Raw genomic sequence first — 25,842 nt, forward strand, 5'->3', positions numbered from 1 at the left:
TAGGCGCCAACCTCGAACTTTCCATTTTAACCATGCGGCTGCTGCACACCTCCGACTGGCACCTTGGCCAGACCCTGCACAATTTCGACCGGACCCATGAGCATGGGTGCTTCCTCGACTGGCTCGTCGCCACCCTGGTGGCCGAGGAGATCGACGTGCTGCTGATCGCCGGCGACATCTTCGACAACGCCAACCCGTCGGCCGCCGCGCACCGCCAGCTCTACCGTTTCCTGCAGCAGGCCAAGGCCAGGGTGCCCCACCTGCAGGTGGTTGTCATTGCCGGCAACCACGATTCGCCGGGCCGGCTGGAAGCGCCGACGCCGCTGCTCGAAGCGCACGGCACCATCGTGGTCGGCAACGTCGGCCGCACACCGGAGGGCGGCATCGACCTCGACCGCCTGCTGGTGCCGCTGCGCGGCCGCGACGGCGCCGTGCGCGCCTGGTGCCTGGCGGTGCCCTTCCTGCGTCCCGGCGACGTGCCGCGCGCGGTGGCAGAAGACGACACACTGGCACTCGACCCCTACCTGAACGGCACCGCCCTGCTCTACCGCCAGGCCTTCGCACTGGCCCAGTCGCGCTGCGCGGCGGGCGAAGCCATCATCGCCATGGGCCATTGCCACATGGTGGACGGAAAGGCTTCGCAGGATTCCGAGCGCCGCATCGTCATCGGCGGCACCGAAGCCTTGCCCGCAACCATGTTCGACCCGGCGGTCGCCTATGTGGCGCTGGGCCACCTGCACCTGGCCCAGCGCGTCGGCGGCCACGAACACCGGCGCTATTCCGGCAGCCCGCTGCCCCTGTCGTTCTCCGAAGTGGGCTACCAGCACCAGGTGCTGCGCATCGACCTCGACGGGCCGGCGGTCGCCTCGGTGACCCCGCTGTTCGTGCCGCGCGCGGTGGAGTTGCTGCGCGTGCCGCCCAAGCCGGCGCCACTCGACGAAGTACTCGCCCTGCTGGAGGCACTCGACCTGCCCGATGCGCCGCCGCATGCCCAGCCCTTCCTCGAAGTGCGCGTCCTGCTCGACGGCCCGGAGCCGGGCCTGCGTTCGCGCATCGAAGCCGCGCTGGCCGGCAAGCCGGTGCGCCTGGCCAAGATCGAACCGACCCGCCGCCACGCCGCGCCCGACAATGCATCTGAGGCCTTGACCCTCGACCAGCTGGCCCAGCTCCAGCCGGACGACATTTTCCGCCGCCTGTGGGCCCAGCGTTTCGGCGACGAAGCGCCGCCCGACCAGCTCGCGGCGTTTGCCGAACTCACCCATGCCCTCGGCGGAGACGCGGCATGAGGATCCTGCGCATCAGCGGCAAGAACCTGGCCTCGCTGGCCGGCGAATTCCAGGTCGACTTCGAAACCGAACCGCTGGCCTCCGCTGGCCTGTTTGCCATCAGCGGCCCTACCGGAGCCGGAAAAAGCACCCTGCTCGACGCCCTGTGCCTGGCGCTCTACGACGCCACGCCGCGCCTGCTCAAGCGCGCCGGCAGCCAGTTGCCCGACGTCGGCGGCGACACCATCTCTGCACTCGACCCGCGCACCCTGTTGCGGCGCGGCGCGGCCGAAGGCTGGGCCGAAGTCGATTTCGCCGGCAACGACGACCTGCGCTACCGCGCGCGCTGGAGCGTACGGCGCGCATATGGCAAGCCGGGCGGCGCCCTGCAACCGTCCAAGATGACCCTGCACCGCCTGCCGGAACTCGATCCGCTGGGCGGCACCAAGACCGAGGTGGCCGCCGAGATCGTCGGCCGCATCGGCCTGTCCTTCGAACAGTTCACGCGCGCCGTGCTGCTGGCGCAGAACGAGTTTTCGGCCTTCCTGAAAACCGACGAGAACGAGCGCGGCGAGTTGCTCGAAACGCTTACCGGCACCACCATCTATAGCGAAATCTCGAAGCGCGCCTTCGAGCGCTACCGCGCCGAGCAGGAACGCACCCGGATGCTCGCTGCGCAGCTGGCCAACCAGGCCCCGCTGCCGGCGGAAGACCGCAGCAAACTCGATGCCGACCGCGTCAATGCCGAGCTGGCCCTGGAAGCCGTCGACGCACGCCGTTCGGCGCTCGAACACGAGCTGCGCTGGCACCACGAAGCGGCCAAGCTCGAGCGTGGCGAAATCCAGGCCACCGAAGCGCTGGCGCTGGCGCAGGCGGCGCAGGCCGAGGCTGCCGAACGGCGCCAGCGCCTCGCCACCCTCGATGCGGCACAGCCGGCGCGGCCGATGGTCGCCGAAGTCACCCGCCTCGAAGGCGAACGCAAGCTGGCCGTGGAATCGGGCGGCAAGCTCGAATCCGGCCTCGCGATCGCACTGGAGGCGCGGCGCCAGGCCGTACTCGACGTCGATGCCGCGCTGGCCGGGGTCGATGCCGCCGACAACGCCCTGCGCGCCGCGGCGCCGCAACTCGACGGCGCCAAGGCGCTGGACGCCGCCATCGCGGCGCTGGCCCCCTCGCACGGACAGGCAGCAAGCGCGCTGGAAGCCGCGCGCAACGAGGCGCGCCAGGCACGTGCGGCCCACGCGGCAAAATCGGCGGAACACGACAACGCGCGCAAGGGGCGCGATACCGCGGCGGCATGGCTGTCGACCCATGCGCGGCTGGAGCCGATGGCGGTGCAGTGGCCGCGCTGGGACAAGCTGCTGGCCCAGGCCGCGCAGTCGGTGTCGGCGGAAGCCGCCGCGGCATCGGCGCTGGCCAACGCGAGCCGCCAGGCCCACGAAGCCGCTCAGCACGAGCAGGCCGCCACGCTGGCACTCGGCGAAGCTACCAGCCGCCTGGGCACGCTCGATGCCGCCCGCCGCGACGCGATGGGGGCGCTCGAATCGAGCGATCCGCAGGCGCTGGACGACGAGCGCCAGGCGCTCGATGCGCGCCGCGAGCGTCTTGCTGCCGGCGAAAAGGCCTGGACCGCACTCGTCACGACGCGGCAGGAATTGCTCCAGGCCGCCGCCGAGCTGGACCGTGTCGACACGGCGCGCGCCGGCGCCAGCCGTCTTCTGGACGAGGCGCGCACTGCCGCGCCGGCCCTGCTGGCAGCGATGCACCAGGCCGAGAAATCGCTGGGCGCGGCCGAACTCGCCTGCGCATCGAGCGTGGAAGAACTACGCGCCACGCTCGACGACGACACCCCCTGCCCGGTCTGCGGTTCGCACCAACATCCCTATCGCGACAATGGCCGCGAAGACATGCTGCGCACAATGCTGGCCAACCTGCGCGGCGAAGTCCTCGACTGCCGCAAGCGCGTGCGCGACAACGAAGCCGTGCAGGCCACCCAGACCGCCACGCTGGCGGCTGCCGGCGAACGTCTCGGCACCCTGGAGCGCGAACGCACGACCCTTGGCAAGCTGGTCGGCGAACTCGAAGCGGAGTGGAATGCGCAGCCGCTGGCTGCCGAAGCCCCGGCCTCCGACATGTCCAGGGCTGACTTATTCAATGAGCTGCGCATGGCGTGGTTTGCCGAGTCACGCGATGCCCTGCGCAGCGCACTGGCTGGACTCGACGCGCGCGCGGCCGGCCTGCGCCGCGCGGCGCAAGCACGCGATGCCGCCCAGGCCGCCTATGACAAAGCCCAGCTGGAGCAGGCACGCCTGCGCCAGGCTGCAGACAGCGCGCGCGAGGCCGGCGCCCGCCTGCATCTTGAGCTGCGTGCCATGTCGGTGCAACAAGAAGCGCTCGCCGCCCAACTGGCAACCGTGCTGGCCGAACTCGACCCGGTGCTGTCCGGCGCCTCCGGCGACGGCTGGCAGGACGCATGGAGGCGCAGCCCGGCCACCTGGCGTGTCGACCGCGGCCAGGAAGCCGCGCAATGGCAGGAGCAGACCGTGCTGCATACCCGCAGCACCGCCTCGGCCGCAACAATGGAAGCCGAAGCCGCCGGCGCCCTGGAACGAATCGCCCAGGCCGACCGCCACGGCGCGGGGGTCGCCGCCGAGTTCAACCGCATCGACACCGAACTAAAAGACAAGCGTGCGCAGCGCCTCGCCCTGTGGGAGGGCCGGCCGGTGGCCGAGGTCGAGCGTGAACTGGTCGCCGCGCTTGCCGCTGCGCGCAACCACCATGCCGCGCGCCAGGCGATCGCCGCCGAAACGGCCCAGCGCGAGGCCAGCGCCCGCACCGCACTGGTCCAGCTGAACGAGCACATCGCCGCACTCGACAGCGCCGGTGTGCGGGCCGCGACCGCCCTGGCCGACTGGCTGGAAGACTACCGCCGTAACCACTTTGGCCTGGGCCTGGCTCCCGTCGAGGACGCCGCGGAGCTCGGCAGGCTGCTGCTCGTGGGCGGCACCTGGCTGGCGCAGGAACGCGCTGCGCTGGGCGCCGTGGACGCGCAAGTGGGCAGCGCGACCGCCGTGCTGGCCGAACGCCGCGCCCAGCGCGCGCTGCACCGCGAAGGCTTGCCGGAAAGCGGCCTGTCAGCCGATACGGTGGCTGCCGCCGTCGAAGCGCTCACGGCCGAACGCCGCGCCGCCCACGACCTGGCCACCGAGCTGCGCATGAAATCGGTGCAGGACGACGCCCGGCGCCTGCAGGCGCAAGCCATGCTGGACGAGATCGAACGCCAGCAGGCGCAGGAGCAGCGCTGGGGCAAGCTGGCCGAGCTGATCGGCTCGAGCGACGGCAAGAAGTTCCGCAACTACGCCCAGCAATTCACGCTCGACGTGCTGCTCGGCTATGCCAACGCCCACCTCGGGCAACTGGCGCGGCGTTACCGCCTCGAACGCGTCACCCACGCCGGCGCCCCCTCGCTGGCACTGATGGTGCGCGACCAGGACATGGGCGGCGAAGTACGCTCGGTCAATTCCCTGTCCGGCGGCGAATCCTTCCTGGTGTCGCTGGCGCTGGCCCTGGGCCTGGCCTCGCTGTCCTCGAACCGGGTGCGGGTCGAATCGCTGTTCATCGACGAAGGCTTCGGCAGCCTGGATACCGAAACCCTGGGCGTCGCCATGGATGCCCTCGACGCGCTGCAGTCGCTGGGCCGCAAGGTCGGCGTGATCTCGCACGTGCAGGAAATGACCGAGCGGATCGCCACCAAGGTGCTGGTGCGGCCGGCTGGCGGAGGCAGCAGCGCGGTCGTGGTCGCATGACAGGCCGGCCTGCAGGCGGGTGTAGAATGCCGCTCTTCCTGAAACTTACGATCGAACAAATATGAAGCCAGCACGTATCCTGACTTTCAAGTGCGCCAAGTGCACCAAACCCGTCAAGGTCTTCCTGCAAAAGGTCTCGGCCTGCTCGCACATCCAGCCTTACCAGGGCATCTGCGCCTGCGGCGAAGTCAAGCGCCATGCCACCGGCAACCCGGACACGGTGAAGTCCTATATCGAATCAAGCGACGGCAACTGGCACCACCATCATTAATGGGTCGTCGATGAACCAGATCACATGGCTTGAGGGCGGCACCGAGCACTCGGCGCGCTGGCGTTCCGAAAGCGGCTGGCCGGCGCCGAAAAAAGTCGTCGCTGCCGACGACACCATGAACGCCGACACGGCCTACCGGCTGGCGCTGGATGGCACCGCCCTGCTCTGGCGCGGCGACTTCCAGAATGCGCGCCAGCTGCTCAATGCCCTGGTGCGCCGGATCGACCACAAGAGCGAACGCGCGAAGCGCCCGAAGCCGGGCAAGGCCGCGGCCACGCCGACCGAGTTGTTCCACCGCCACCGCCTGCAGCAGCTGCAGCGCGCCCGCACCCTGGCCATGCTCCTGATTCCCTTCGACGCCGGCCACACGATCCCGCTGCGCCGCGCACCAGGCGTGATCGATGCCTGCAATGAAGCCTACGGGCCGGCAGGCGAAGCTTATGTCGCCTCGCTGCGCGAACTACTTGGCCTGATCGGCGCCCACGAGTGGCGCCGCAAGGGCGTGCGCATTCCTGCACTGGATGCCAGCATCCACCCTTGGTACGGCGTGTTCTCGCCAGTGCGCGGCGAATACGTCGAGCTGGTGGCGCAAGCCCCGCTTCCCCCCCACGGGACAAAGCTCGCCTTCGACATCGGCGCCGGCACCGGCGTGCTGTCGGCGGTGCTGGCCCGCCGCGGCGTGCAGCGCGTCGTGGCCACCGACATGGATGCGCGCGCCCTGGGGTGTGCGCGCGAGAATATCGCGCGCCTCGGCTTATCAAGCCAGGTCGAGGTCCATGAGGCCGACCTGTTCCCGGAGGGTCGTGCCCCGCTGGTGGTCTGCAATCCGCCCTGGCTGCCCGGCAAACCCAGTTCGGCCATTGAATACGCGATCTACGATCCGGACAGCCGCATGCTCAAGGGCTTCCTGGGCGGCCTGGCGGAACACCTGGAACCTGGCGGCGAAGGCTGGCTGGTCCTGTCGGACCTGGCCGAGCACCTCGGGCTGCGTTCGCGCGAACAGCTGCTTGGCTGGATAGCCGGCGCCGGGCTGGAAGTCGTGGCCCGCCATGACATCCGCCCGACCCACGCGAAGGCGAGCGACCCGGACGATCCGCTGCACGCGGCGCGTTCGCGCGAAGTCACCTCGCTATGGCGTCTGCGCGCCGCCGGCTAGCCGACCCGGCTATTTCAGCCTGTTGCAGGCCCGGAGAAAAACGGGACTGGCAAACCCTGGAAAAGCAAAGTTTGCGCGAGAGTCCAAACCCCGCTATAATCTGTTCCGCGGGGTGGAGCAGTCTGGCAGCTCGTCGGGCTCATAACCCGAAGGTCACAGGTTCAAATCCTGTCCCCGCAACCAAATATCTACAGAAGCCCGACTCTTGCAGCCGGGCTTTTGTTTTCTGCGGCAACAAAGGCAGCGCAGCACAAGCCGATGAGAGACAAGAAAGACAACGCGACGATCGATTTGCCCGGCTTCGAGCCGGTCGACCCGCCTGCACCCGTTGTCGAACAGCAGCGTGCCACTCCCCGGCCGCGCCGCGTCTCCCTGAAGCAGGAACAGCTGGATTTACTCGGCCTGCTGGAAGACACCGACACCTCCGGCCTGCCTGCCTGGCGCCGTGACGACAATCTTGACCTGACCGGCTTGCCGGTATGGGCGCCGGCCTCCCGGTAGTCCGCTCATCGGTCTACCCTCGACCTATCCTCGGACTACCATGCAAAGCCAACCGTTTACTTCGCTGCCGCTCGCGCCGCGCTTCCTCGCCAACCTCGCCACCCTGGGCTACCACGGGATGACGCCGATCCAGGCCGAATGCCTGCCGCCGGTGCTCGAAGGGCGCGACCTGATCGCCCAGGCCAAGACCGGCAGCGGCAAGACCGCGGCCTTCGGCATCGGCCTGCTGCACAAGCTCAATCCCGCCTGGTTCGCCATCCAGGGACTGGTGATGTGCCCGACGCGCGAACTGGCCGACCAGGTGGCCAATGAACTGCGCCGCCTGGCGCGCGGCGTCGGCAACGTCAAGATCCTGACCCTGACCGGCGGCGTCGCCATGCGTCCGCAGATCGCGTCGCTCGAGCACGGCGCCCATATCGTGGTCGGCACGCCGGGCCGCATCCGCGACCACCTGGGCCGCGCCACGCTCGACCTGTCCAAGGTGCAGACCCTGGTGCTCGACGAAGCCGACCGCATGACCGACATGGGCTTCTACGACGAGATCGCCGGCATCGTCAGCGCCTGCCCGGAACGCCGCCAGACGCTGCTGTTCTCGGCGACCTATCCGGACGACATCCGCTACGCCACCGCCAAGTTCCTGAACGATCCGCTCGAAGTGGCCGTCGAAAGCCTGCACAGCGCCGCCCAGATCGAGCAGCGCTTCTACGAGGTCGGCTTCGAAGGCCGCGACGAAGCCGTCGCGCGCCTGCTCAAGCATTACCAGCCGGTGTCCACCCTCGCCTTCTGCAATACCAAGATCCATTGCCGCGAGCTGGCCGAGACCCTGCGCGCCCAGGGCTTCTCCGCGCTGGCGCTGTACGGCGAGCTGGAACAACAGGAGCGCGACGAGATCCTGGTGCTGTTCGCCAACCGCAGCTGCTCGGTGCTGGTGGCGACCGACGTCGCCGCGCGCGGCCTCGACATCGCCAACCTCGATGTCGTGATCAATGCCGACGTCTCGAAAGACCCGGAAGTCCACGTGCACCGCATTGGCCGCACCGGGCGCGCCGGCGAGTCCGGCCTGGCGCTGACCCTGGCCGCGCCGAACGAAAAGAAATGGGTGCGCCTGGTCGAGGAATACCAGGGCGTCAGCGTCGAATGGCACAAGCTCGAGGAGCTGGGCGAGCACCTGGAAGCGGCTGCGCCGGCGCCGATGGTCACGCTGTGCATTTTGGGCGGGAAGAAGGCCAAGCTGCGTCCGGGCGACATCCTCGGCGCACTGACCGGCGACGCCGGCCTGACCAAGGAACAGGTCGGCAAGATCAACGTGACCGAGTTCAACAGCTATGTCGCACTCGACCGCCACATGGCGCACGCCGCCATCGCGAAACTGAACGACCGCGGCGCGCCCGGGCCCGAATTCGGCGTCATCAAGGGGCGCTATTTCAAGATGCGCTTCCTCGACGTCTGAGCAAGGCCTGGCTGCGCGGCAGGCCCGCGCATTTGCCGCCGTGTTTAACCGAAGTTGTAACGGAGTTGTAACAGCTCCGCACGGTTGGCTCAGCAGCAGCATGGGCGGGTCAAATCTGGCATGATTTGTCAAAATACAAATACCGAGCCAGGACACAGATTCGTTCCGCGTCAGGGCAAGGTCACATGCCATGATGACGAGCACACCAGTAACCAAGCAACAGCAGACCGAAGGCCGGACCGTGCGCGAGGTCGTCGAGTTCAACCAGGAACTCGTTAACGAGGTCTGGTGCCGGCGCGTCTTCCGCCAGGTCCTGCAATCGGTCGAACTGCAGTACGCAATGCAGATGCCGCACCGCCCCATCAGTCCCGACACCGTGCTGATCCTCGACTCCGGGGACCCGATGCTGCTGCCGGTGCCGGAGAGCGACGCGCCCTGGTCGGAAGCCGGTGACATGCACGACCTCGCAGCCGTCGTCCACTACGCCATCAGCCGGGAAAACCCGCCAGCGGCACCGCTGCTGGGACGCGCGCCGGGCGAGTATGGCGACAGCTTCCTGGCCGCCGTCGACCGCTGCCTGTCGCCCGATCCGCAGCAGCGCCCCCAGACCATCGAACAGCTGCGCAACCTGCTCGGCATCGTCCCGCTCGGCCCCGCCGTGCCGGGGCAGTCGTTCGAGGCCTTTCAGGCAGCATCGGCCAAGCCGGTCGTGGCCGCCACCGCCGAGCCGGAACCCGCGTTCCCTGAGAAGCCCGCCGCGGCCACCGAGCGCGGACGCTTGCAGCGCTGGCTGATGCTGGTCGCCGCGGCAACCGTCCTGCTCGCTGCGCTCGGCGCCCTGTTTGCCCTGTTGCACCAGGCCGATTCGCGCGATACGGTAAACCTGGCCTTGCCGGCCGACGAAGCCCCTGTGCAGGTAGCCCCTGCCACACCCATCCCGCCGGCGCCCGCCCCCGCGGCCGTCGGAGCTGCGCCGGGCTCCACGCCCCTTCCCGATGCAAGCTTGCCCTTGCCGCTCGAGCCGGGACAGGTTCAGCCACCCACTGCACCACCACCCGCCATCGTCACGCTGCCGCCGGATACCCAGGCCGCGCGCCAGCGCCAGGCGGCGGCTGCCGCAGCGGGCGGCACCTACAAGCTGCTGATCAAGCCCTGGGGATCGATCGAGGTCAACGGTGCCCACATCGGTGTCAGCCCGCCGCTCAAGCGCCTCCACCTGGCGCCGGGCCAGCACACCATCCGCATCGCCAACCCGAACTTCCGCGAGCACCTCGTGACGGTGAATGCGGTCAAGGGCGGCTCGTCCGTCATCGAACTGGACTTTACCGAGGAGGATACCGAGTGAACATCGGAGCGACTTTGCAGGTCCCGAAAGCGGGCCTGCGCGCCTGCGCACTGCTGGCCCTTCTGGCGCTGGGCGGATGCGCGGAACTGAATTCGCTGATGGGCGGACGCGATTCGAGCCGCTCGCACCCTCGCGTGGACGAACGCTCGCGCGCCCGCAGCGACCGTGCCGACCGCGCCGATCGTAACGAGCGTCCCGACCGTCCAGCGCCGCGGGCGGAACGGCCGGCGCCCGACCGCGACGACAATGCGCTGCGCGAAGGAATCGCCCTGTACCACGATGGCGAATACAACGCCGCCATCAAGCGCCTGAACTCGGGCGACATGAACGGCGGCTCCGTGCGCAACCGCGTCAGCGCGCTCAAGTACACCGCCTTCAGCTATTGCGTCACTGCCCGCCCGGCGCCCTGCCGCCAGGCCTTCGAGCGCGCGCTGCGCATCGATCCCTCCTTCGACCTTGCCCCGGGCGAACATGGCCACCCGCTGTGGGGCCCGGTGTTCACCAAGGCGAAACAGGGCGCCGGCCGCTAGCGCGCGGCCAGGCCGGCCGCAGGCTTACAGCCTCGCGTTGATACTGGCCGGGAAGACGGGCGCACGGCGCCGCTGAGAGGCCTGCTCGTAGGCATAAGCCATGCCGATCAGCGCTGCCTCGCTCCAGGCGCCGCCTACGAAACTGATCCCGACCGGCAAACCACGCGTGAACCCGGCCGGCACCGTGATATGGGGATAGCCCGCCACCGCGGCCGGCGTCGAGAAACTGCCGCCGTAATGGTCGCCGTTGATGTAGTCGGTGAGCCAGGCCGGACCGCCGGTGGGCGCCACCAGCGCATCCAGCCGGTGCTCCTTCATCACCTGGTCGATCCCTTCATCGCGCGCATAGCGCAGGTCGTTGGCGAGCGCTTCGCGGTATTCGCGCGCATCGAGTCCCGGCTTTGCTTGCGATGCGACCAGGTGCTCCTGTTTGAAATGCGGCATCTCGCGCGCGGCGTTCTTTTCGTTGAACGCGATCACGTCCGCCATGTTCTTGACCGGCGCATGCGGCGCGTAGTCCTTCAGCCAGGCGGCCAGCCCGGGCTTGAACTCGTAGAGCAGCACTTCCAGTTCGCTGTCGCCATATTTGTCGGTATTCGGCAGTTTCACGTCCACCAGCAGCGCGCCCTGCGCGCGCAGAACCGCCAGTTCTTTCTCGATGATCGCATCGACCGCGTCGTTGCTGCCAAAGAAGTTCCGGGCAACTCCGATGCGCCTGCCTTTCAGTCCGTCCTTGCGCAGCGCTGCAGCGTAGTCGCCGATGCGGTTTTTGCTGTCCTGGGTCGCCGGATCAGCCGCGTCAGGCCCCGCCATCGCCGCCAGCATCAGGGCCGCATCGGTGACGCTGCGCGTCATCGGGCCGGCCGTGTCCTGCGAGTGGGCGATCGGGATGATGCCGCTGCGGCTGAGCAAGCCAAGGGTCGGCTTGAAGCCGACGATGCCGCACGAAGAAGAAGGCGACACGATCGACCCGTCGGTTTCTGTGCCGACCGTCAGCGTCGCCAGGCCGGCCGCGGCCGCGGCGCCGGAACCGGAACTGGAACCGCTGGTGTTGCGGTCGAGCGCGTACGGGTTACGGGTCTGGCCGCCGCGTCCGCTCCAGCCGCTGACCGACTTGGTCGAGCGCATATTGGCCCATTCGGACAAATTGGTCTTGCCGATGATGACCGCGCCGGCAGTGCGCAGCAGCGCGGCAATGTGCGCGTCCTTGGTGGCGCGCACGCCGTCGAGCGCGAGCGAACCGGCACTGGTGCTCATCCGGTCGCCGGTCGCAATATTGTCCTTCAGCAGGACGGGGATCCCGTGCAGCGGCCCGCGCAGTTTTCCGGCGGCGCGCTCGCGGTCCATCCCGGCTGCGATGGCAAGGGCGTCGGGATTGGTTTCGATGACGGCATTCAGCCGCGGGCCGGCCTTGTCGACGGCGGCGATGCGCGCGAGGTAGCGCGATACCAGCGCCTTCGACGTGAGCTTGCCGGACGCCATGGCGTCCTGCTGCTCGCGCACGCCAAGATCAAGGATGGCGTCCCGCTCGCCCGCCTTCGCCTGCGCGCCGGCGGCGATGCCGGCGGAGCTGGTGGTGGCGCCGGTAACGGCGCCCGCTGCCATGCCGAGTCGTACGAAATCCCTGCGGTCCATCGCGTCTCCTGTTGTTATTGAAAGCAATAGAATATCAGCGCAGGGGCGTGCGGACGCCAGGCCAGCCCGTACAGGCGAAAAAAAACGCTGCCCGGGGGCAGCGCTTTCTTTACAGGGCGGTCAGCTTAGTTGCGGACGACGCGCTTGTATTCGTTGGTGCGGGTGTCGATCTCGATGACGTCATCCTGGCTCACGAACAGCGGCACCATGACGATGTGCTGGTGGGCTTCGATGGCGTTCTCGATCTTGGCTTCCTTCAGGACGTTGCCCGAAGTGTTGCCCTTGACTGCAGGCTCCGAGTAGATGACCTGGCGCGCGATGGTGGTCGGCAGTTCGACCGAGATGGCCTTGCCGTCATAGAACACGGCTTCGCATTCCATGCCGTCTTTCAGGTAGTGCAGCGCGTCGCCCAGGTTCTCTTCTTCGATTTCGAACTGTTCGTAGTCGGCGTCCATGAACACATACAGCGGATCGGCGAAGTACGAATAGGTCACCGGCTTCTTGTCCAGCACGACCACGTCGAACTTGTCGTCGCCGCGGAATACGTTTTCCAGTGGCGCGTTGGTCAGGAGATTCTTCATCTTCCACTTGTACGTGAAGCCCGTGCGGCTCGAACCGTTCACGTCCGAACGCAGCACGATGAACGGCTTGTCCTCGACCATAATGATGTTGCCAACACGAATTTCTTTAGCGGGTTTCATAGTAGTTTTGCGTAAAAAGTAAGTTGCATTAAATCAGCGGTGGCCAAGGAGCGAAGCAGCTTGGAGGCTACGTTTGATCGTGTGATATTCGTTACAGACTAACCGCGCATTATACCGGATTTTCCCCGCCCAACCTCAACGTCCGGGCAAATTCCAGCAGGTTCGTCGTCAAATCACCATGCGCCAGCACTTGCCGGCGCCATTCTCCTGCTCGAATGACAAGTTGCGGCAGCGCGGCTTGCAAGTCCTGCCACGCCACCGGCATCGGCCCAATATCGCTTGCACCATTCCAGCCCAGCGAAAAGGCGGCCAGCGCCTCCGGTGCGGCATAGCGCTCCAGGAAAGCACGCAGTTTCTTGTGGTGCAGCTTGTCGTCCTGCGGATAAATGTGCCAGATGAAAGGCCGGCCGGCCCACTGCGCGCGTACGAAGGAATCTTCGCCACGCACGAAGTTCAGGTCGCAGGCCCACAGCAGGCGGTCGTAGTCCTGCTGCGGCACGAAGGGCAACACGCGCACTGTCAACGCACCGTGCGTTGCGACGCTGCCCGCGCGCGCTTCGGCACCCATAAAAGCGCCGACCGCCGCGGCGGCCACGCCTTCCGGCACCAGGCAAGTGACCGGCCCCTGCCCCGCCGACCAAGCCTGCAGCAATTCGGCAACCGGAGCATGCGGATAACAGAACAGCGACACCTTCAGCGCCTCCAGCTCGGGCGGGGTAAGGCCGAAGCCCGAGAGGAAGCGCGCCACCGCCTCACGGTCGCCCTGGAAGGCGATGCGTTCCTCGTCCAGCCTGGCTTCGTGCAGCAGGCCGCCAGTCTTCGGGGTAAATCCGGGGAAGAAGAAATGCTTGGTCAGCTTCAGGCGCGGATGCATCGACGGCAGGCGGTGGCAGCCCTCCACCCACTCTTCGGCGGTCAAGCCCTCGAGGTTGAACCACACCGGCCGCGGGCTGCGCTGCGCCATGGCCGCAACATAGCCTGGCGGAAGGTCGACGGCGAAGAATTCGATGACGATGTCGGCCACCTCGGCCGGGGCGAACTCTCCCTCCTGGCCAAGCCAGTGGCGCACCAGCACGCCGGCCACTTCCTGTTCGGCTGCATCGACGTCGACGGGTGGACAGATGCGGCGGAAGCTGTGCAGGTCGTCGACCCACAGCGTCACGCGCACACGGTGCTCATGCGCCAGCTGGCGCGCCAGGCGCCAGCAGATGCCGATATCGCCAAAGTTGTCGACGACTTTGCAGAAGAGCGCGAGCGTGACTGGCGGGGTGGGATGGTTTGGCAATGCAGGCAGGCTCATGCGGGAGGCAGGTGGACGCTGGGAAGCCCGGTATTTTAACTGATTTCACTAGCGACTTTTCCTGCCAAAAAGTTTATCCGCGCCCTGCGGACGAGCACCGCACCGCCGCGTCGTGCCGGAGGACTTTCCCAGCCATTTGCAAGTGCGACCCGTCGAAGACCGGCTACGGCATGCCGGATGCGCTGGTGGCATTCGGCCTGTCGCCGCTGCCGGGGCAGCAGCTCGCGAACTGGCAACTGCCGGTTGCCAGCTACGGCATGGCGCCCGGCGTCCTGGCAGGCGGCATCGGCGACGGCGGGCGCTATCCTGCGGGATTCGCGGCCCTGCAGGCAGCACGCATGGCCGGCTTCCCGTTCGGTATGCCATTGGGAGGCCTCGGCCCCATGGGATGGTGACGGCGCCACCTGGGGCCAGGCCCCATCGATGAGCCAGGACTGGCAGGCTGTGGTGACGCTTTAGCCTGCCAGCCGGCATCGTACTGCCGACGAATAATCGCAGGCCGGGCCTGAACGTGTGCCCGCCAGGGCTCCGGCAAAAAAAATGGAGCGGGAAGACCGGCGGCCTGCAGGCTGCGGAACCCGGGTAAAAACGGCGGAAGGAGAAAAACGCGGACCGAGGACGAAAAACGGCAAGCAAAAAGGCTGGGACGGCGGGTTAAGACAAAAGACGATGGCAGAAAACGCGAAAGGCAAACGGCAAACGGCAAACCGCAGACGCAAGACTGGGAGTGGAAGAATGTTCAGCGCTGCACGAACGGCCGCGCAAAATGAAAAACCGGAGCACCTATACGCGCATGCACGTTGGTCTGCTCCGGTCTTAACTGGCGTCCCCACGGGGATTCGAACCCCGGTACTCACCGTGAAAGGGTGATGTCCTAGGCCTCTAGACGATGGGGACCTAAAACTGTTCCTGCTGCTTTTACTACGATTCGTTACGCGCCGCGCTGGCATTCCGCGCTGGCTTACTGCCAAATTCTTGGCGTCCCCACGGGGATTCGAACCCCGGTACTCACCGTGAAAGGGTGATGTCCTAGGCCTCTAGACGATGGGGACCCTGGACTGCCACTACATTATTCTGCAACTTGGTGGAGGTAAGCGGGATCGAACCGCTGACCTCTTGCATGCCATGCAAGCGCTCTCCCAGCTGAGCTATACCCCCCAAGGGAACAACATTCTACCATACTGCAACTGCTTCTACCAATGCGCGCCGCTGGTTGCACGCTGCCAGAACCTGGCGTCCCCACGGGGATTCGAACCCCGGTACTCACCGTGAAAGGGTGATGTCCTAGGCCTCTAGACGATGGGGACCTGGAACTACCGTACTGCTATTTACTACTCTCTCTTACGACTACTTTACTGCGTACCGCACTTCAGAAGTGGTGGAGGTAAGCGGGATCGAACCGCTGACCTCTTGCATGCCATGCAAGCGCTCTCCCAGCTGAGCTATACCCCCGCAGTGCTGAAGTGCGAGCATTATAGCGGGGGTTCTTGCATTACGCAAATACCGATTTCACTTACAAAAACTTCGCCACGCGCGCCATGACCACATCGCGCCCGAACAGCTCCAGCACGGCATCGATGGCAGGGGTCTGCAGCTGCCCGGTGACGACCAGGCGCAGCGGCATGGCGATCTGCGGCATCTTCAGCCCATGGGCGCCCAGCACTTCCTTGAGCATGGCGGCCAGCGCCGCCTTGGTCCACTCGACGTCCTTGCAGCGTTCGGCGAACGCGGCCAGCGCCGGGCGGACTGCGTCGGTCAGGTGCTGCTCCAGCAGGGCCGCATCCGGCTTCGGCTCGCGGTAGAACAGCATCGATGCATCCGCCAGTTCATTGATGGTGTGGACGCGGTCCTTTACCAGGGCCAGCACGCCAGGCAGCGCCGGCGCATCCTCGAAGCGCGCGCCTTCGCGTTCCAGCACCGGGCGCACCAGGCCGGCCAGGCGCTCGTTGTCGGCCAGCTTGATGTAGTGGTTGTTCAGCCAGGCCAGCTTCTCCGGGTTGAACTGGGCCGCCGACGCCGTCAGGTGCTCCAGGTTGAACCATTGCTTGAACTGCTCCATCGAGAAGATCTCGTCGTCGCCATGGCTCCAGCCCAGGCGCGCCAGGTAGTTCAGCATCGCCTCCGGCAGGTAGCCCTGGGCCGGGTATTCCATCACGCTCACCGCGCCATGGCGCTTCGAGAGCTTCTGGCCGTCGGCGCCCAGGATCATCGGCAGGTGACCATACTGCGGCAGCTCGGCGCCCAGGGCACGCAGGATGTTGATCTGGCGCGGCGTGTTGTTCACGTGGTCGTCGCCGCGCAGCACGTGGGTGATCTTCATGTCCCAGTCGTCGACCGCGACACAGAAGTTATAGGTCGGGGTGCCGTCCGGACGCGCGATGACCAGGTCGTCGAGTTCCTTGTTGGCGATGGTGATGCTGCCCTTGACCACGTCGACCCAGGTGACTTCGCCGTCCAGCGGGTTCTTGAAGCGCACCACCGGCGTGACGCCCTCCGTCACGCTCGGCAGGGTCTTGCCCGGCTCCGGGCGCCAGGTGCCGTCGTAGCGCGGCTTTTCCCCTAGAGCGCGCATGCGCTCGCGCATCGCTTCGACCTCAATCGGCGAGCAGTAGCACAGATAGGCGCTGCCCTGCTCCAGCATGGTCTTGACGACCTCGCGGTAGCGGTCCATGCGCTGCATCTGGTAGAACGGGCCTTCGTCGTGCGACAGGCCGAGCCATTCCATGCCGTCAAGGATCGCCTGCACGGCTTCCGGGGTCGAGCGTTCCAGGTCGGTGTCTTCGATACGCAGGATGAAGGTGCCGCCGAAATGGCGGGCATAGGCCCAGGAATACAGCGCGGTACGGGCGCCGCCCAGGTGGAGGAAGCCGGTCGGGCTGGGAGCAAAGCGGGTGCGGACGGTCATGGCGAAGATGCTTAAAAGGTAAAGAAGCTATTTTACCCCGCCGCCACCGGCGCGCTCCATGCCCGTTGCGGGCGCGACGCCCTTCCCCTTCTTTTGGCGCCCTGCCCCGGGCCTCAGGCCGGCGCCGTCTGCCGCAGCACCGGGCGCGGCGCCATGTTGGCACGCTGCACCGCCGACACCAGCAGCCGGGCCGCGCGCCGGATCTGGCCCGGCGTGTGCTGGGCCATCAGCTGCAGCCGCAGGCGCGCCGCGCCCAGCGGCACGCCGGGGCATTCCATCGGGTTGACGAACACCTGCTCGCGCGCCAGCAGCATGCCGGCGATGCGGGTGGCCGATTCAAGGCCGGTCCAGACCGGGACGATCGGCGACGGGTCGCCGATGCACTTCAAGCCCTCGCCGGCCAGCAGCGCGCGCAGCTCTACCGCATTGCGCAGCACGGCGGCGCGCAGGCCGTCGCCCTCCAGGCTGCCGGCGATGCGCAGGCATTCCAGCACCGTGGCCGCCTGCACCGGCGACAGCGCATTCGAGAACATGTGGGTTCCCGCGAACAGTTGCAGCTGGCGCCGCACGCTCTGCTGGGCGCAGGCGACAAAGCCGCCGTTGGAAGCGAAGGTCTTGGAAAAGGCGCCCATCACGAGGTCGATCTTGCCCAGCATGCCCTGGGCGGCGATGATGCCGCCGCCGCCAGGCCCCATCGCCCCGAGGTCATGTGCGACATCCACCAGCAGCGTGGCGCCGTATTCGCGGCACAGGTATTGCATCAGCGGCAGGTCGGGGCTGTCCGCATCCATGCTGAACAGGCCCTCGGTGACCACCAGGATGGCGCCGCCCGTGTCGATGGCGCGAATGCCGGCCAGCAGTTCGCGCACGTGGTCGCAGTCGAGGTGGCGGAAGGCCGCGACATTGCGCGTGGCCGCCGCCGCCCCCTGGCGCAGCGAGGCGTGCGCCAGCGAGTCGATCAGGACATGATCGGCGCTGTGCACCAGCGCCGTGATGGCGCCGAATGCGGCTCCCCAGCCGGTCGGGAACAGCACGGTGTGCTCGCAGTGCAGCAGCTCGCCGAGCGCGCGCTCGAGGGCGCAGGTATGGCGGCTGTTCCCAAGCAGGATCGCCGAGCCTGCGCTATGCGGGCCGCACTCGGCCAGCGCGCGCATGGCGGCTTCCTGGACTGCCGGGTGCGAGGCCAGCGACAGGTAATCCTGCGACGCGAAATTGATGCCACGCGAAGGCAGGAGGCCGTCGCCCTCAACTGTGGCCATTGCCGCAGGCGGGCCGTCGAGCTTGCGGGCATAGGGCCAGACGCCGTGGCGCATGCGTAGCTGGCACCACTCTTCCAGCGCGCCGGAACGGCGCAGCAGGTCGGGACCGCGCGGCTGCCGGTACAGGGCGACGCTGCCGCCCAGCGCGCCCGAGGCGGCGAGCGCGGGCAGGTCGGGCGGGGCCGCATCCAGGCCGGTGTCACGGGGCGCTGCCGGGATCAATTCAGGGAGCGTTTCAATGCGCATGGCATCCTCCGGGTTCTGATGGCAAATGGCTTTATGCGGGCACGAGGGGCGCTGCCTCGAACTGGCGCGCGAGCAGGGCCGCGACCTCGGCGGGCGGCAGCGGGCGGGCAAACAGGTCCAGATGGCGCCGACGGCGGCGCAGCTCATCGCGAGCCAGAACACGCCGCTGGCCACGCCGCCCAGGAACATCGCGAGCACTGGCGCCGTCACCAGCCAGCTGGCCGTGGGAGCGCGGATCCCGCCGAGGTGCCAGGTCAGCCAGGTGAAGTTGAAGAACAGCGCACACAGGAACAGGTCGCGCGCGGCCACGATGCTGCCGCTCAGGCGCAGCAGGGGCGGCGCCAGCAGCATGATGAAGCAGCAGGCCAGGATCTCGAAGGCCGCCAGCTCCAGGCCAGGCAGCCAGTAGGCCAGCGCGTAACCCGGCCCTGCGATCGCCGCCATCAGCGCCGCGTTGACGACATTCTCGGCGCGCGCAAGCACGGCCGCCTCCTGCCGCAGCTGGACCGGTACGAACAGGTGGGCGGCGTCCAGGTAAGGCCCGCGCCACTGCTGCCTGCTGTTGTCGCTCATCGCTACCCCATGCGCCACGCTCCAAATATCGAGTGTAGACACGGAAATATTGATGAACTTTATTTTGGGACAGTACTTTGAGGAAAAGCTCAGAAGCCTTTTGGGAGAGCGGCTGGCGCAATGCCGCCCTTGGCCAGGACTTGTTCCCGGGGCAGCTCTACCGTAAACAGGGTGCCATTCGCCTCATCGGACACGACATGGATATCGCCGCCATGCGCCTCGGCGATCTGTTTCGAGATGAATAGCCCGAGGCCGAGGCTGCTTCTTGGCCGCCGGTCTCCTTCTTGTTCAGGTAATTGCACGAGTGAACTGAACATTTTTGGCAAGGCTCCTGCGGGAATCCGCGGTCCGTGATTATGTACCTTCAGCAGCACACGGCCGGGTTCGCCCACCAGATCGAGCCGGACCGGCTCCCCCGGAGTGCCGTACTGGGCCGCATTGTTGGCCAGGTTGGTGAACAGCTGCTGCAGCCGCGCACCGTCGAAGGACCCGATCAGTTCGCCCGTGGCATGGAGTTCGAAACGGGCGCGCGGGTGTGCGGCATTGGCGTCGTCGATCGCCCATTGGCAGATCTCGAGGAGGTCGCACTCCCGGCGTTCGACCGGTATCCCATCGCCTAATTGCGTGCGCGCCAGTCCCAGCAGGTCGTTGACCATGGCATTCATTGTCGCAGCGCTGCGCTTGACGCGCACGCCAATCTGCTGCACGCGCTCGTCGAATGCCCCTGGTCGGGACAGGTAGACGCCTGCCGTCGCCGCGGCAGCCAGCGGACTGCGCAAATCGTGCCCCAGGATCGCCAGGAACAGGTCACGGGTTTCATTCACCTTGCACGAATAGGCCACCGCGGCTTCGGACAGGGATTGGTCGATCGCCTCGTTGAACCGCATGATGTTCTGGGCGCTGTCCGGCGCCCCGTCGGCACGGTCCTGTTGCCATAACTTGAGGACGCTGGCACGCAGTGCGCGGTATTCGGCGATCAGCTGCAGGAGGGTAAATCCGCTGGCATAGCGCAGCTTGCCATGGATCGATGAGGCGCTGTCCTCCGGCCCGGGCTGACCTTGTCCCTGCGATTTTTCATGGGTTTGTCCGGTCGATTCCGCCGTCTGGATGTCCTTGGCCACGAACTGCAGGATCTGCTTGGCGTGGTCGCGCAACTCACCGCTGGACATCTTGTCGGTAACGGCGCCCAAAGTCGTGGCAAACGCCTCCCATTCGACCAGGATCTGCTCCATGTTCAGGGTGATAAATTTTGAGATATCCATAAGTCCAGGCACGGAGTGAATAAGGAGTGGGCCGTCTTGTGGCGGTCGTACATATTGCCAGGGACAGGATACTTCAGATCATTGTGACCATGCGCCGGTACGGTGCGTAGGGCCGAGACAGCTGGCGTACGCCCCAAGGATAAATAAACAATTTTGTTTACTTATTCACGAAGTCTTCATACCATCGCCCTGATACCAACCCAGGGGTCCCCATGAAACACGGTTTGCTGATCGGTAGCACCTGCCTGCTCGCACTGCTTTCCACGATCGGCGCCTCGGTGGCCTATCCGCTGCTGCCGCCGCTGTTCGCCGGCGGCGCGCCGAACGGCCTGAACAGTTTCCTCGGCCTGCCCCCGACGCTCCTGTTCGGCCTGGCCCTCATGATCAATCCAGTCGGCCTGCTGCTGGGTAGCGCCGTGCTGGGCCCGGTGTCGGACAGCCTCGGCCGGCGCCGCATGCTGCTGCTGACGGCCCTTGGCGCAGCCAGCGGCCATCTGGTGACGGCGTATGCTCTGCTGGCCGAGTCCTATCCGCTGCTGGTCGGCGCCCGTTTCGTCACCGGCCTGTTGGAGGGCAATGGCGCGATCCTGCGCGCGCTGCTGGCCGAGCGCCTCGACGGCCCGCTGCGCAAGCATGCGCTGTCGTGGGTGAACGGCGCCTTCAACCTGGGATGGCTGGCCGGTCCGCTGCTGTCCGGGCTGGGCGCAGGCTACAGCGTCGCCCTGCCCTTCTATATCGCCGCCGGCGGATTATTGCTGGGCGCCCTGCTCGCGCGAGTCGCCCTGGAGACGGAATCGGCCGGCGCCGGCACCCACGGCTGGTGGATCCACGCCACCCGCCATCACGCCTTCACCCTGCTGCGCCACCCGCCACTGCGCACCCTGTTCGCAGTCCACTTCAGCTATGCCTGCGGCGTCGCCGCCTTCTATGAATTCTTCCCGTTCTGGCTGGTGAAGGTGGACAGCTACGACGCCGCCGGCATCGCCTGGGTCAACATGGCCATGTGCGGACTGATGACCTGCGCCGCGCTGTTCGCCGGACGCGCCAGCGCCCTCGACGCGCGCCACCGCGCAAGCATCCAGGCGGGGGCCGTGGCGCTCGCGATCCTGTGCGTCGGCCTTGGAAGCCTGGATGTCGGCATCGCCGCCATCGTCCTGTTCGGCCTGCCCCATGCTTTCTATAATGCGACGCTGCAGGGCTGGGCCGCAGACCAGTTCGCCGGTTACGGCCACGGCGCCGTCATGGGCCTGCTGTCCACGACCTTCTGCCTCGCCAATATCGTGATGGCGCTGGCCGGCGCCGTGCTGGCCCTGGTCGACGTGCGCCTGGTGCTGTTCGCCGGGGCCGGCCTGGCCGGCCATGCCGCGCTCGCCATGCGGCGCTGGAGCCGCTCCACGATGGCAATCAAGGAGTTTGCATGAATACCGCGGAACAGACCCTCCAGCTGCTGAAGACGCGCGGCCCGCAGACCGCGCACAGTCTGGCGGCGATCCTCAAACTGACCTCGATGGCAGTACGCAAGCAGCTGGAAGCGGCGCAGGCCAAGGGACTGGTGGCCTACCGCGACACCCCGGGCAAGGTGGGCCGTCCGGTGCGCCTGTGGCAGCTGACCGACCTGGGACATGCGCGCTTCCCCGACCGCCATGCCGCGCTGACGCTCGACCTGATCGCGCAGGTGCGCTCCTTGTTCGGTGAAGCGGCAATCGACAAGATGATCGACGCGCGCGAAGTGGCCAGCGAAGCAGCCTACCGGGCGGCGATCGACCCGCAGGCGCCCCTGGCACAACGGGTGGCGACGCTGGCCGTGCTGCGCGAGGCGGAAGGCTATATGGCCGAAGCGGAAGAAACGGGCGACGGCAGCATGTTATTGGTCGAGAACCACTGCCCGATCTGCGCGGCGGCGCGCGCCTGCCAGAATTTCTGCCGCTCCGAGCTCGATGTGTTCCGGCGGGTGCTCGGGCCCGATACCCGGGTCGTGCGGATCGAGCACCAGCTGACCGGGGGGCGGCGCTGCGCCTATCGCATCGAGACGGCGGCCCCCAAGCAGGCGGCCGCCGGTGACGCTTAATCGTTTTTCACGACGATGCTCGGAAACTTGCTGGTCATGTCCTTCGCCTTTTCCGCAACCTTGATGGCGACCTTGCGCGCGATCTGCTTGTAGACCGCGGCCACGGCGCCGTCCGGATCGGCCACCACGCTCGGGCGGCCAGCGTCGGTCTGTTCGCGGATCGACAGGGTCAGCGGCAGCGCGCCGAGGAAGTCCACGCCGAAGTCGCGGCACATCTTCTCGCCGCCACCCTGGCCGAAAATAGCTTCGGTATGGCCGCAGTTCGAGCAGATATGGGTGCTCATGTTCTCGACCACCCCGATGATCGGGATCCCGACCTTCTCGAACATTTTCAGGCCCTTGCGCGCGTCCAGCAGCGCGATGTCCTGCGGGGTCGTGACGATCACCGCGCCGGTGACCGGCACCTTCTGCGACAAGGTCAGCTGGATGTCGCCGGTCCCTGGCGGCATGTCGACGATCAGGTAATCGAGGTCGCGCCAGTTGGTTTGCTCGAGCAGCTGCTGCAACGCGCCGGTGACCATCGGGCCGCGCCAGACCATCGGCTCGTCCGGGTCGATCATGAAGCCGATCGACGAGACCTGCACGCCGTGGTTTTCCAGCGGCTCCATGGTCTTGCCGTCGGTGCTTTCAGGACGGCCGCTAATGCCCAGCATCATCGGCTGCGAGGGGCCATAGATGTCGGCATCCAGAATGCCGACGCTGGCGCCTTCGGCGGCCAGGGCCAGCGCCAGGTTGACGGCGGTGGTCGACTTGCCGACCCCGCCCTTGCCCGAGGCAACCGCGATGATGTTCTTCACGTTCGGCATGACCTTCAGGCCGCGCTGCACCGCGTGCGACAGGATCTTGCTATAGACACCTGCGCTCACGTTTCCGACGCCAGGGAGCGCCTTGACGGCTGCCACGACGCTGGCGCGGATCGATGCGACCTGGCTGGCGGCCGGGTAACCCAGTTCAACGTCGAACGCGACGTCCTCGCCGGTGACCTTGATGTTCTTGATCGACTTGGAAGAAACGAAATCCTTCCCGGTGTTAGGATCGATAACTGCCGACAACACCGCCTTGACATCGTTCTCTGTGATGCTCATGTATTTCTCCAATGTGATGGGCCGAAGTGTAGCGCAAAATGCACGCCGCCCTCTTGCTGGAATGGCAAAACCACCCAATACCCCCTGCGCGGCAAGGGCCATCCGCTGTAAAATGCTTGTTTCCTAAAACCTAAAGCGCTTCGACCATGACCCGCAAGCTGTTCGTCACCACCGCCCTGCCCTACGCTAACGCTGCCTTCCACATCGGCCACATGATGGAATACATCCAGGCCGACATCTGGGTCCGGTTCCAGCGAATGCAGCGCGATAATGGACAGCAACGCCAGGTCCACTTCGTCTGCGCCGACGACACCCACGGCACCCCGATCATGATCGCCGCCGAAAAGGAAGGCATTACGCCCCAGGAATTTGTCGCCAAGATCGCTGCCGGCCGCGCCCAGTACCTGGACGGCTTCCACATCGCCTTCGACAACTGGTATTCGACCGATTCGCCGGAAAACGTCGAGCTCTCGCAAGGCATCTACCGCAAGCTGCGCGACGCCGGCCTGATCGTCACCAAGACCGTCGACCGCTTCTACGACCCTGTCAAGGGCATGTTCCTGGCCGACCGCAACATCAAGGGCGAATGCCCGACCTGCCACGCCAAGGACCAGTACGGCGACAACTGCGAAGTCTGCGGCGCCGCCTACCAGCCGACCGAACTGATCAACCCGTTCTCGGTCTTCACCGGCTCGACCCCGATCCTCAAACCCTCCGAGCAGTATTTCTTCAAGCTGTCCGACCCGCGCTGCTTCCACTTCCTCAAGGAGTGGCTGAACACACCTGGCCGCCTGCAGCCGGAAATGGTCAACAAGGTCTCGGAATGGCTGGGCGAAGACGGCGAGAAGCTGGCCGACTGGGATATTTCCCGTGACGCGCCGTATTTCGGCATCCCGATTCCCGATGCACCGGGCAAGTTCTTCTACGTGTGGCTGGATGCGCCGGTGGGTTACCTGGCTTCGCTGAAGAACTATTTCGACAAGAAAGGCCTCGACTTCGAGGCCTTCCTGAACGACCCGCAGGCCGAGCAGGTCCACTTCATCGGCAAGGACATCGTCTCCTTCCACCTGCTGTTCTGGCCGGCGATGCTGAATTTCTCTGGCCACCCGATCATCGACGGCCTGAAAGTCGCCGTGCATGGCCACCTGACCGTGAATAACGAAAAGATGTCCAAGTCGCGCGGCACCGGCATTTCGCCGCTGCGCTACCTGGAACTTGGCATGAACCCGGAATGGCTGCGCTACTACCTGGCCTTCAAGCTCAACGCCAAGGTCGAAGACCTCGACTTCAATGGCGAAGACTTTGTCGCCCGCGTCAACAGCGACCTGATCGGCAAGTACGTCAACATCGCCAGCCGCTGCGCCGGCTTCATCGCCAAGAAATTCGACGGCAAGCTGGCCGATTCGCTGTCCGGCACCGCCAAGGACTGGATCTGCAAGGCCCTGATGGCGGACGGCGCCGAGCGCCAGGCCAGCATCGCCGCCAGCTTCGAAGCGCGCGACTACGGCCGCGCGCTGCGCGAGATCATGGAGATCACCGACGTCGTCAACCAGTACGTGGACGAGCACAAGCCGTGGCTGCTGGCCAAGGATGAAACGAAACTGGCCGAACTGCACGACGTCTGCACCACCGCCCTGATCCTGTTCCGCCAGCTGACCATCATGCTCTCGCCGGTACTGCCGCAGGTAGCAAGCCGCGTCGCCGAATTCCTCGGCGACGGCGAGCTGGCCTGGGGCGACACGCATGGTGCGGCCGTCTACGAAACCATGCTGGGCCGGTCCATCGGCGCCTACAGCCACCTGATGCAGCGCGTGGATGCGAAGATGGTCGAGAACCTGTTCGACAAGCCGGCCGCTCCAGTGTCCGCTCCTGCCGCTGCTGCCCCGGCGCCCGTCGTAACCGACGCAACTGTCCCGGCCGCTGAAGCTGCCGCCGGCGACATCGAGCCGCTGGCGCCCGAAATCTCGATCGACGATTTCCTGAAGGTCGACCTGCGCGTGGCCCGCATCGTCAACTGCGAACACGTCGAAGGCGCCGGCAAGCTGCTGCGCCTGACGCTCGACGTCGGCGAAGGCCGCCACCGCAACGTGTTCTCGGGCATCAAGTCGGCCTACCAGCCGGAAGAGCTGGTCGGCAAGCTCACCGTCATGGTCGCCAACTTGGCGCCGCGCAAGATGAAGTTCGGCGTGTCGGAAGGCATGGTGCTGTGCGCCTCTGCGGCCGACGAGAAGGCGAATCCGGGGCTGTACCTGCTCGATCCGATGGCAGGGGCGACGCCGGGGATGCGGATTCGCTAACGCTACCTGTACGCAAACTAACTTGGGGGGGGAACAATGCCAGTGGCATTGTTCACGCCTTCGCCGGGGCGACGCTGGTTTAGTGTCAGTGAGATCGGCGGTAGTGGCTTCTATGCCCTTAGCTGCAAAACCGTCGTACGCGCCACTGGCGTCTACGACTTCCGGCGCAGGCCGGAACCCAAGTTCG

General features: G+C 66.4%; 19 protein-coding genes and 6 tRNA genes. 13 read left to right on the top strand and 12 right to left on the bottom strand.

Annotated elements, in window-relative coordinates; genetic code table 11:
• The first annotated feature begins 32 nt into the window (after positions 1-32).
• From HGB41_RS03405 to HGB41_RS03445, 9 genes are all read left to right on the top strand, one after another.
• Entirely contained in the window at positions 33-1,286 is a 1,254-nt protein-coding gene (locus HGB41_RS03405) for an exonuclease SbcCD subunit D C-terminal domain-containing protein (protein WP_171081066.1), read from the top strand.
• Positions 1,283-5,071, top strand: coding sequence for an AAA family ATPase (locus HGB41_RS03410; protein ID WP_171081068.1), 3,789 nt, complete (start codon positions 1,283-1,285; stop codon positions 5,069-5,071). Before HGB41_RS03405 ends, HGB41_RS03410 begins: the two co-directional genes overlap by 4 nt.
• 61 nt (positions 5,072-5,132) lie before the next feature.
• The gene (locus tag HGB41_RS03415; RefSeq protein WP_171081070.1) at positions 5,133-5,342 is read left to right on the top strand and encodes a hypothetical protein; all 210 of its coding nucleotides are present in this window, start codon (positions 5,133-5,135) and stop codon (positions 5,340-5,342) included.
• Between the two features lie 10 nt (positions 5,343-5,352).
• Positions 5,353-6,498, top strand: a complete 1,146-nt coding sequence (locus HGB41_RS03420; protein ID WP_171081072.1) for a methyltransferase — start codon at positions 5,353-5,355, stop codon at positions 6,496-6,498.
• A gap of 106 nt (positions 6,499-6,604) precedes the next feature.
• A tRNA-Met gene (locus tag HGB41_RS03425) sits at positions 6,605-6,681 on the top strand.
• Positions 6,682-6,756: 75 nt separating this feature from the next.
• Positions 6,757-6,999 carry a hypothetical protein gene (locus HGB41_RS03430; RefSeq protein ID WP_171081073.1) on the top strand — a complete coding sequence of 81 codons (243 nt, stop codon included), beginning with the start codon at positions 6,757-6,759 and terminating at the stop codon, positions 6,997-6,999.
• 40 nt (positions 7,000-7,039) lie between these two features.
• Positions 7,040-8,449: an ATP-dependent RNA helicase DbpA gene (gene dbpA, locus HGB41_RS03435; RefSeq protein WP_171081075.1), complete on the top strand. Its 1,410-nt coding sequence runs from the start codon at positions 7,040-7,042 to the stop codon at positions 8,447-8,449.
• Positions 8,450-8,639: 190 nt separating this feature from the next.
• Positions 8,640-9,794: a serine/threonine-protein kinase gene (locus HGB41_RS03440; RefSeq protein ID WP_171081077.1), complete on the top strand. Its 1,155-nt coding sequence runs from the start codon at positions 8,640-8,642 to the stop codon at positions 9,792-9,794.
• Positions 9,791-10,324, top strand: a complete 534-nt coding sequence (locus HGB41_RS03445; protein WP_371868432.1) for a TssQ family T6SS-associated lipoprotein — start codon at positions 9,791-9,793, stop codon at positions 10,322-10,324. Before HGB41_RS03440 ends, HGB41_RS03445 begins: the two co-directional genes overlap by 4 nt.
• Positions 10,325-10,348: 24 nt before the next feature.
• Here the strand turns inward: HGB41_RS03445 and HGB41_RS03450 are convergent, their stop codons facing one another.
• From HGB41_RS03450 to earP, 3 genes are all read right to left on the bottom strand, one after another.
• Positions 10,349-11,959, bottom strand: coding sequence for an amidase (locus HGB41_RS03450; RefSeq protein ID WP_229422700.1), 1,611 nt, complete (start codon positions 11,957-11,959; stop codon positions 10,349-10,351).
• Positions 11,960-12,084: 125 nt separating this feature from the next.
• The gene (locus HGB41_RS03455; RefSeq protein ID WP_171081079.1) at positions 12,085-12,660 is read right to left on the bottom strand and encodes an elongation factor P; all 576 of its coding nucleotides are present in this window, start codon (positions 12,658-12,660) and stop codon (positions 12,085-12,087) included.
• A 109-nt stretch (positions 12,661-12,769) separates the two neighbouring features.
• Positions 12,770-13,960 (bottom strand): elongation factor P maturation arginine rhamnosyltransferase EarP, encoded by a 1,191-nt coding sequence (gene earP, locus HGB41_RS03460; RefSeq protein WP_171081081.1) that lies wholly within the window; start codon positions 13,958-13,960, stop codon positions 12,770-12,772.
• 170 nt (positions 13,961-14,130) lie between these two features.
• Here earP and HGB41_RS03465 point away from each other — a divergent pair, with 170 nt between their 5' ends.
• Positions 14,131-14,355, top strand: coding sequence for a hypothetical protein (locus tag HGB41_RS03465; RefSeq protein WP_171081083.1), 225 nt, complete (start codon positions 14,131-14,133; stop codon positions 14,353-14,355).
• A 426-nt stretch (positions 14,356-14,781) separates the two neighbouring features.
• On the opposite strand, the gene HGB41_RS03470 is transcribed toward HGB41_RS03465, so the two are convergent.
• From HGB41_RS03470 to HGB41_RS03510, 8 genes are all read right to left on the bottom strand, one after another.
• Positions 14,782-14,857 (bottom strand) — tRNA-Glu (locus tag HGB41_RS03470).
• 79 nt (positions 14,858-14,936) lie between these two features.
• A tRNA-Glu gene (locus HGB41_RS03475) sits at positions 14,937-15,012 on the bottom strand.
• A 30-nt stretch (positions 15,013-15,042) separates the two neighbouring features.
• Positions 15,043-15,118, bottom strand: a tRNA-Ala gene (locus tag HGB41_RS03480).
• Between the two features lie 73 nt (positions 15,119-15,191).
• Positions 15,192-15,267, bottom strand: a tRNA-Glu gene (locus HGB41_RS03485).
• Positions 15,268-15,336: 69 nt separating this feature from the next.
• Positions 15,337-15,412: transfer RNA gene (locus tag HGB41_RS03490), tRNA-Ala, on the bottom strand.
• Between the two features lie 61 nt (positions 15,413-15,473).
• Entirely contained in the window at positions 15,474-16,865 is a 1,392-nt protein-coding gene (gltX, locus tag HGB41_RS03495) for a glutamate--tRNA ligase (protein WP_171081085.1), read from the bottom strand.
• A 113-nt stretch (positions 16,866-16,978) separates the two neighbouring features.
• A complete protein-coding gene (locus HGB41_RS03500) occupies positions 16,979-18,943 on the bottom strand; it encodes an aminotransferase class I/II-fold pyridoxal phosphate-dependent enzyme (RefSeq protein ID WP_229422702.1) in 1,965 nt (654 codons plus the stop codon).
• Between the two features lie 89 nt (positions 18,944-19,032).
• On the bottom strand, positions 19,033-20,205 hold the full coding sequence (locus tag HGB41_RS03510) for a sensor histidine kinase (RefSeq protein ID WP_171081086.1): 1,173 nt from the start codon (positions 20,203-20,205) through the stop codon (positions 19,033-19,035).
• Positions 20,206-20,417: 212 nt separating this feature from the next.
• On the opposite strand from HGB41_RS03510, the gene HGB41_RS03515 reads away from it, so the two are divergent.
• On the top strand, positions 20,418-21,626 hold the full coding sequence (locus tag HGB41_RS03515; RefSeq protein ID WP_171081088.1) for an MFS transporter: 1,209 nt from the start codon (positions 20,418-20,420) through the stop codon (positions 21,624-21,626).
• Positions 21,623-22,273 carry a helix-turn-helix transcriptional regulator gene (locus tag HGB41_RS03520; protein ID WP_171081090.1) on the top strand — a complete coding sequence of 217 codons (651 nt, stop codon included), beginning with the start codon at positions 21,623-21,625 and terminating at the stop codon, positions 22,271-22,273. Before HGB41_RS03515 ends, HGB41_RS03520 begins: the two co-directional genes overlap by 4 nt.
• Here the strand turns inward: HGB41_RS03520 and apbC are convergent.
• Positions 22,270-23,358, bottom strand: a complete 1,089-nt coding sequence (apbC, locus tag HGB41_RS03525; RefSeq protein WP_171081092.1) for an iron-sulfur cluster carrier protein ApbC — start codon at positions 23,356-23,358, stop codon at positions 22,270-22,272. The genes HGB41_RS03520 and apbC overlap by 4 nt on opposite strands.
• A 146-nt stretch (positions 23,359-23,504) precedes the next feature.
• Here apbC and metG point away from each other — a divergent pair, with 146 nt between their 5' ends.
• A complete protein-coding gene (gene metG / locus HGB41_RS03530) occupies positions 23,505-25,655 on the top strand; it encodes a methionine--tRNA ligase (protein WP_171081094.1) in 2,151 nt (716 codons plus the stop codon).
• Positions 25,656-25,842 lie beyond the last annotated feature (187 nt).

The sequence above is a fragment of the Telluria aromaticivorans genome, assembly GCF_013003915.1.
GTDB classification, from domain to species: domain Bacteria; phylum Pseudomonadota; class Gammaproteobacteria; order Burkholderiales; family Burkholderiaceae_D; genus Telluria; species Telluria aromaticivorans.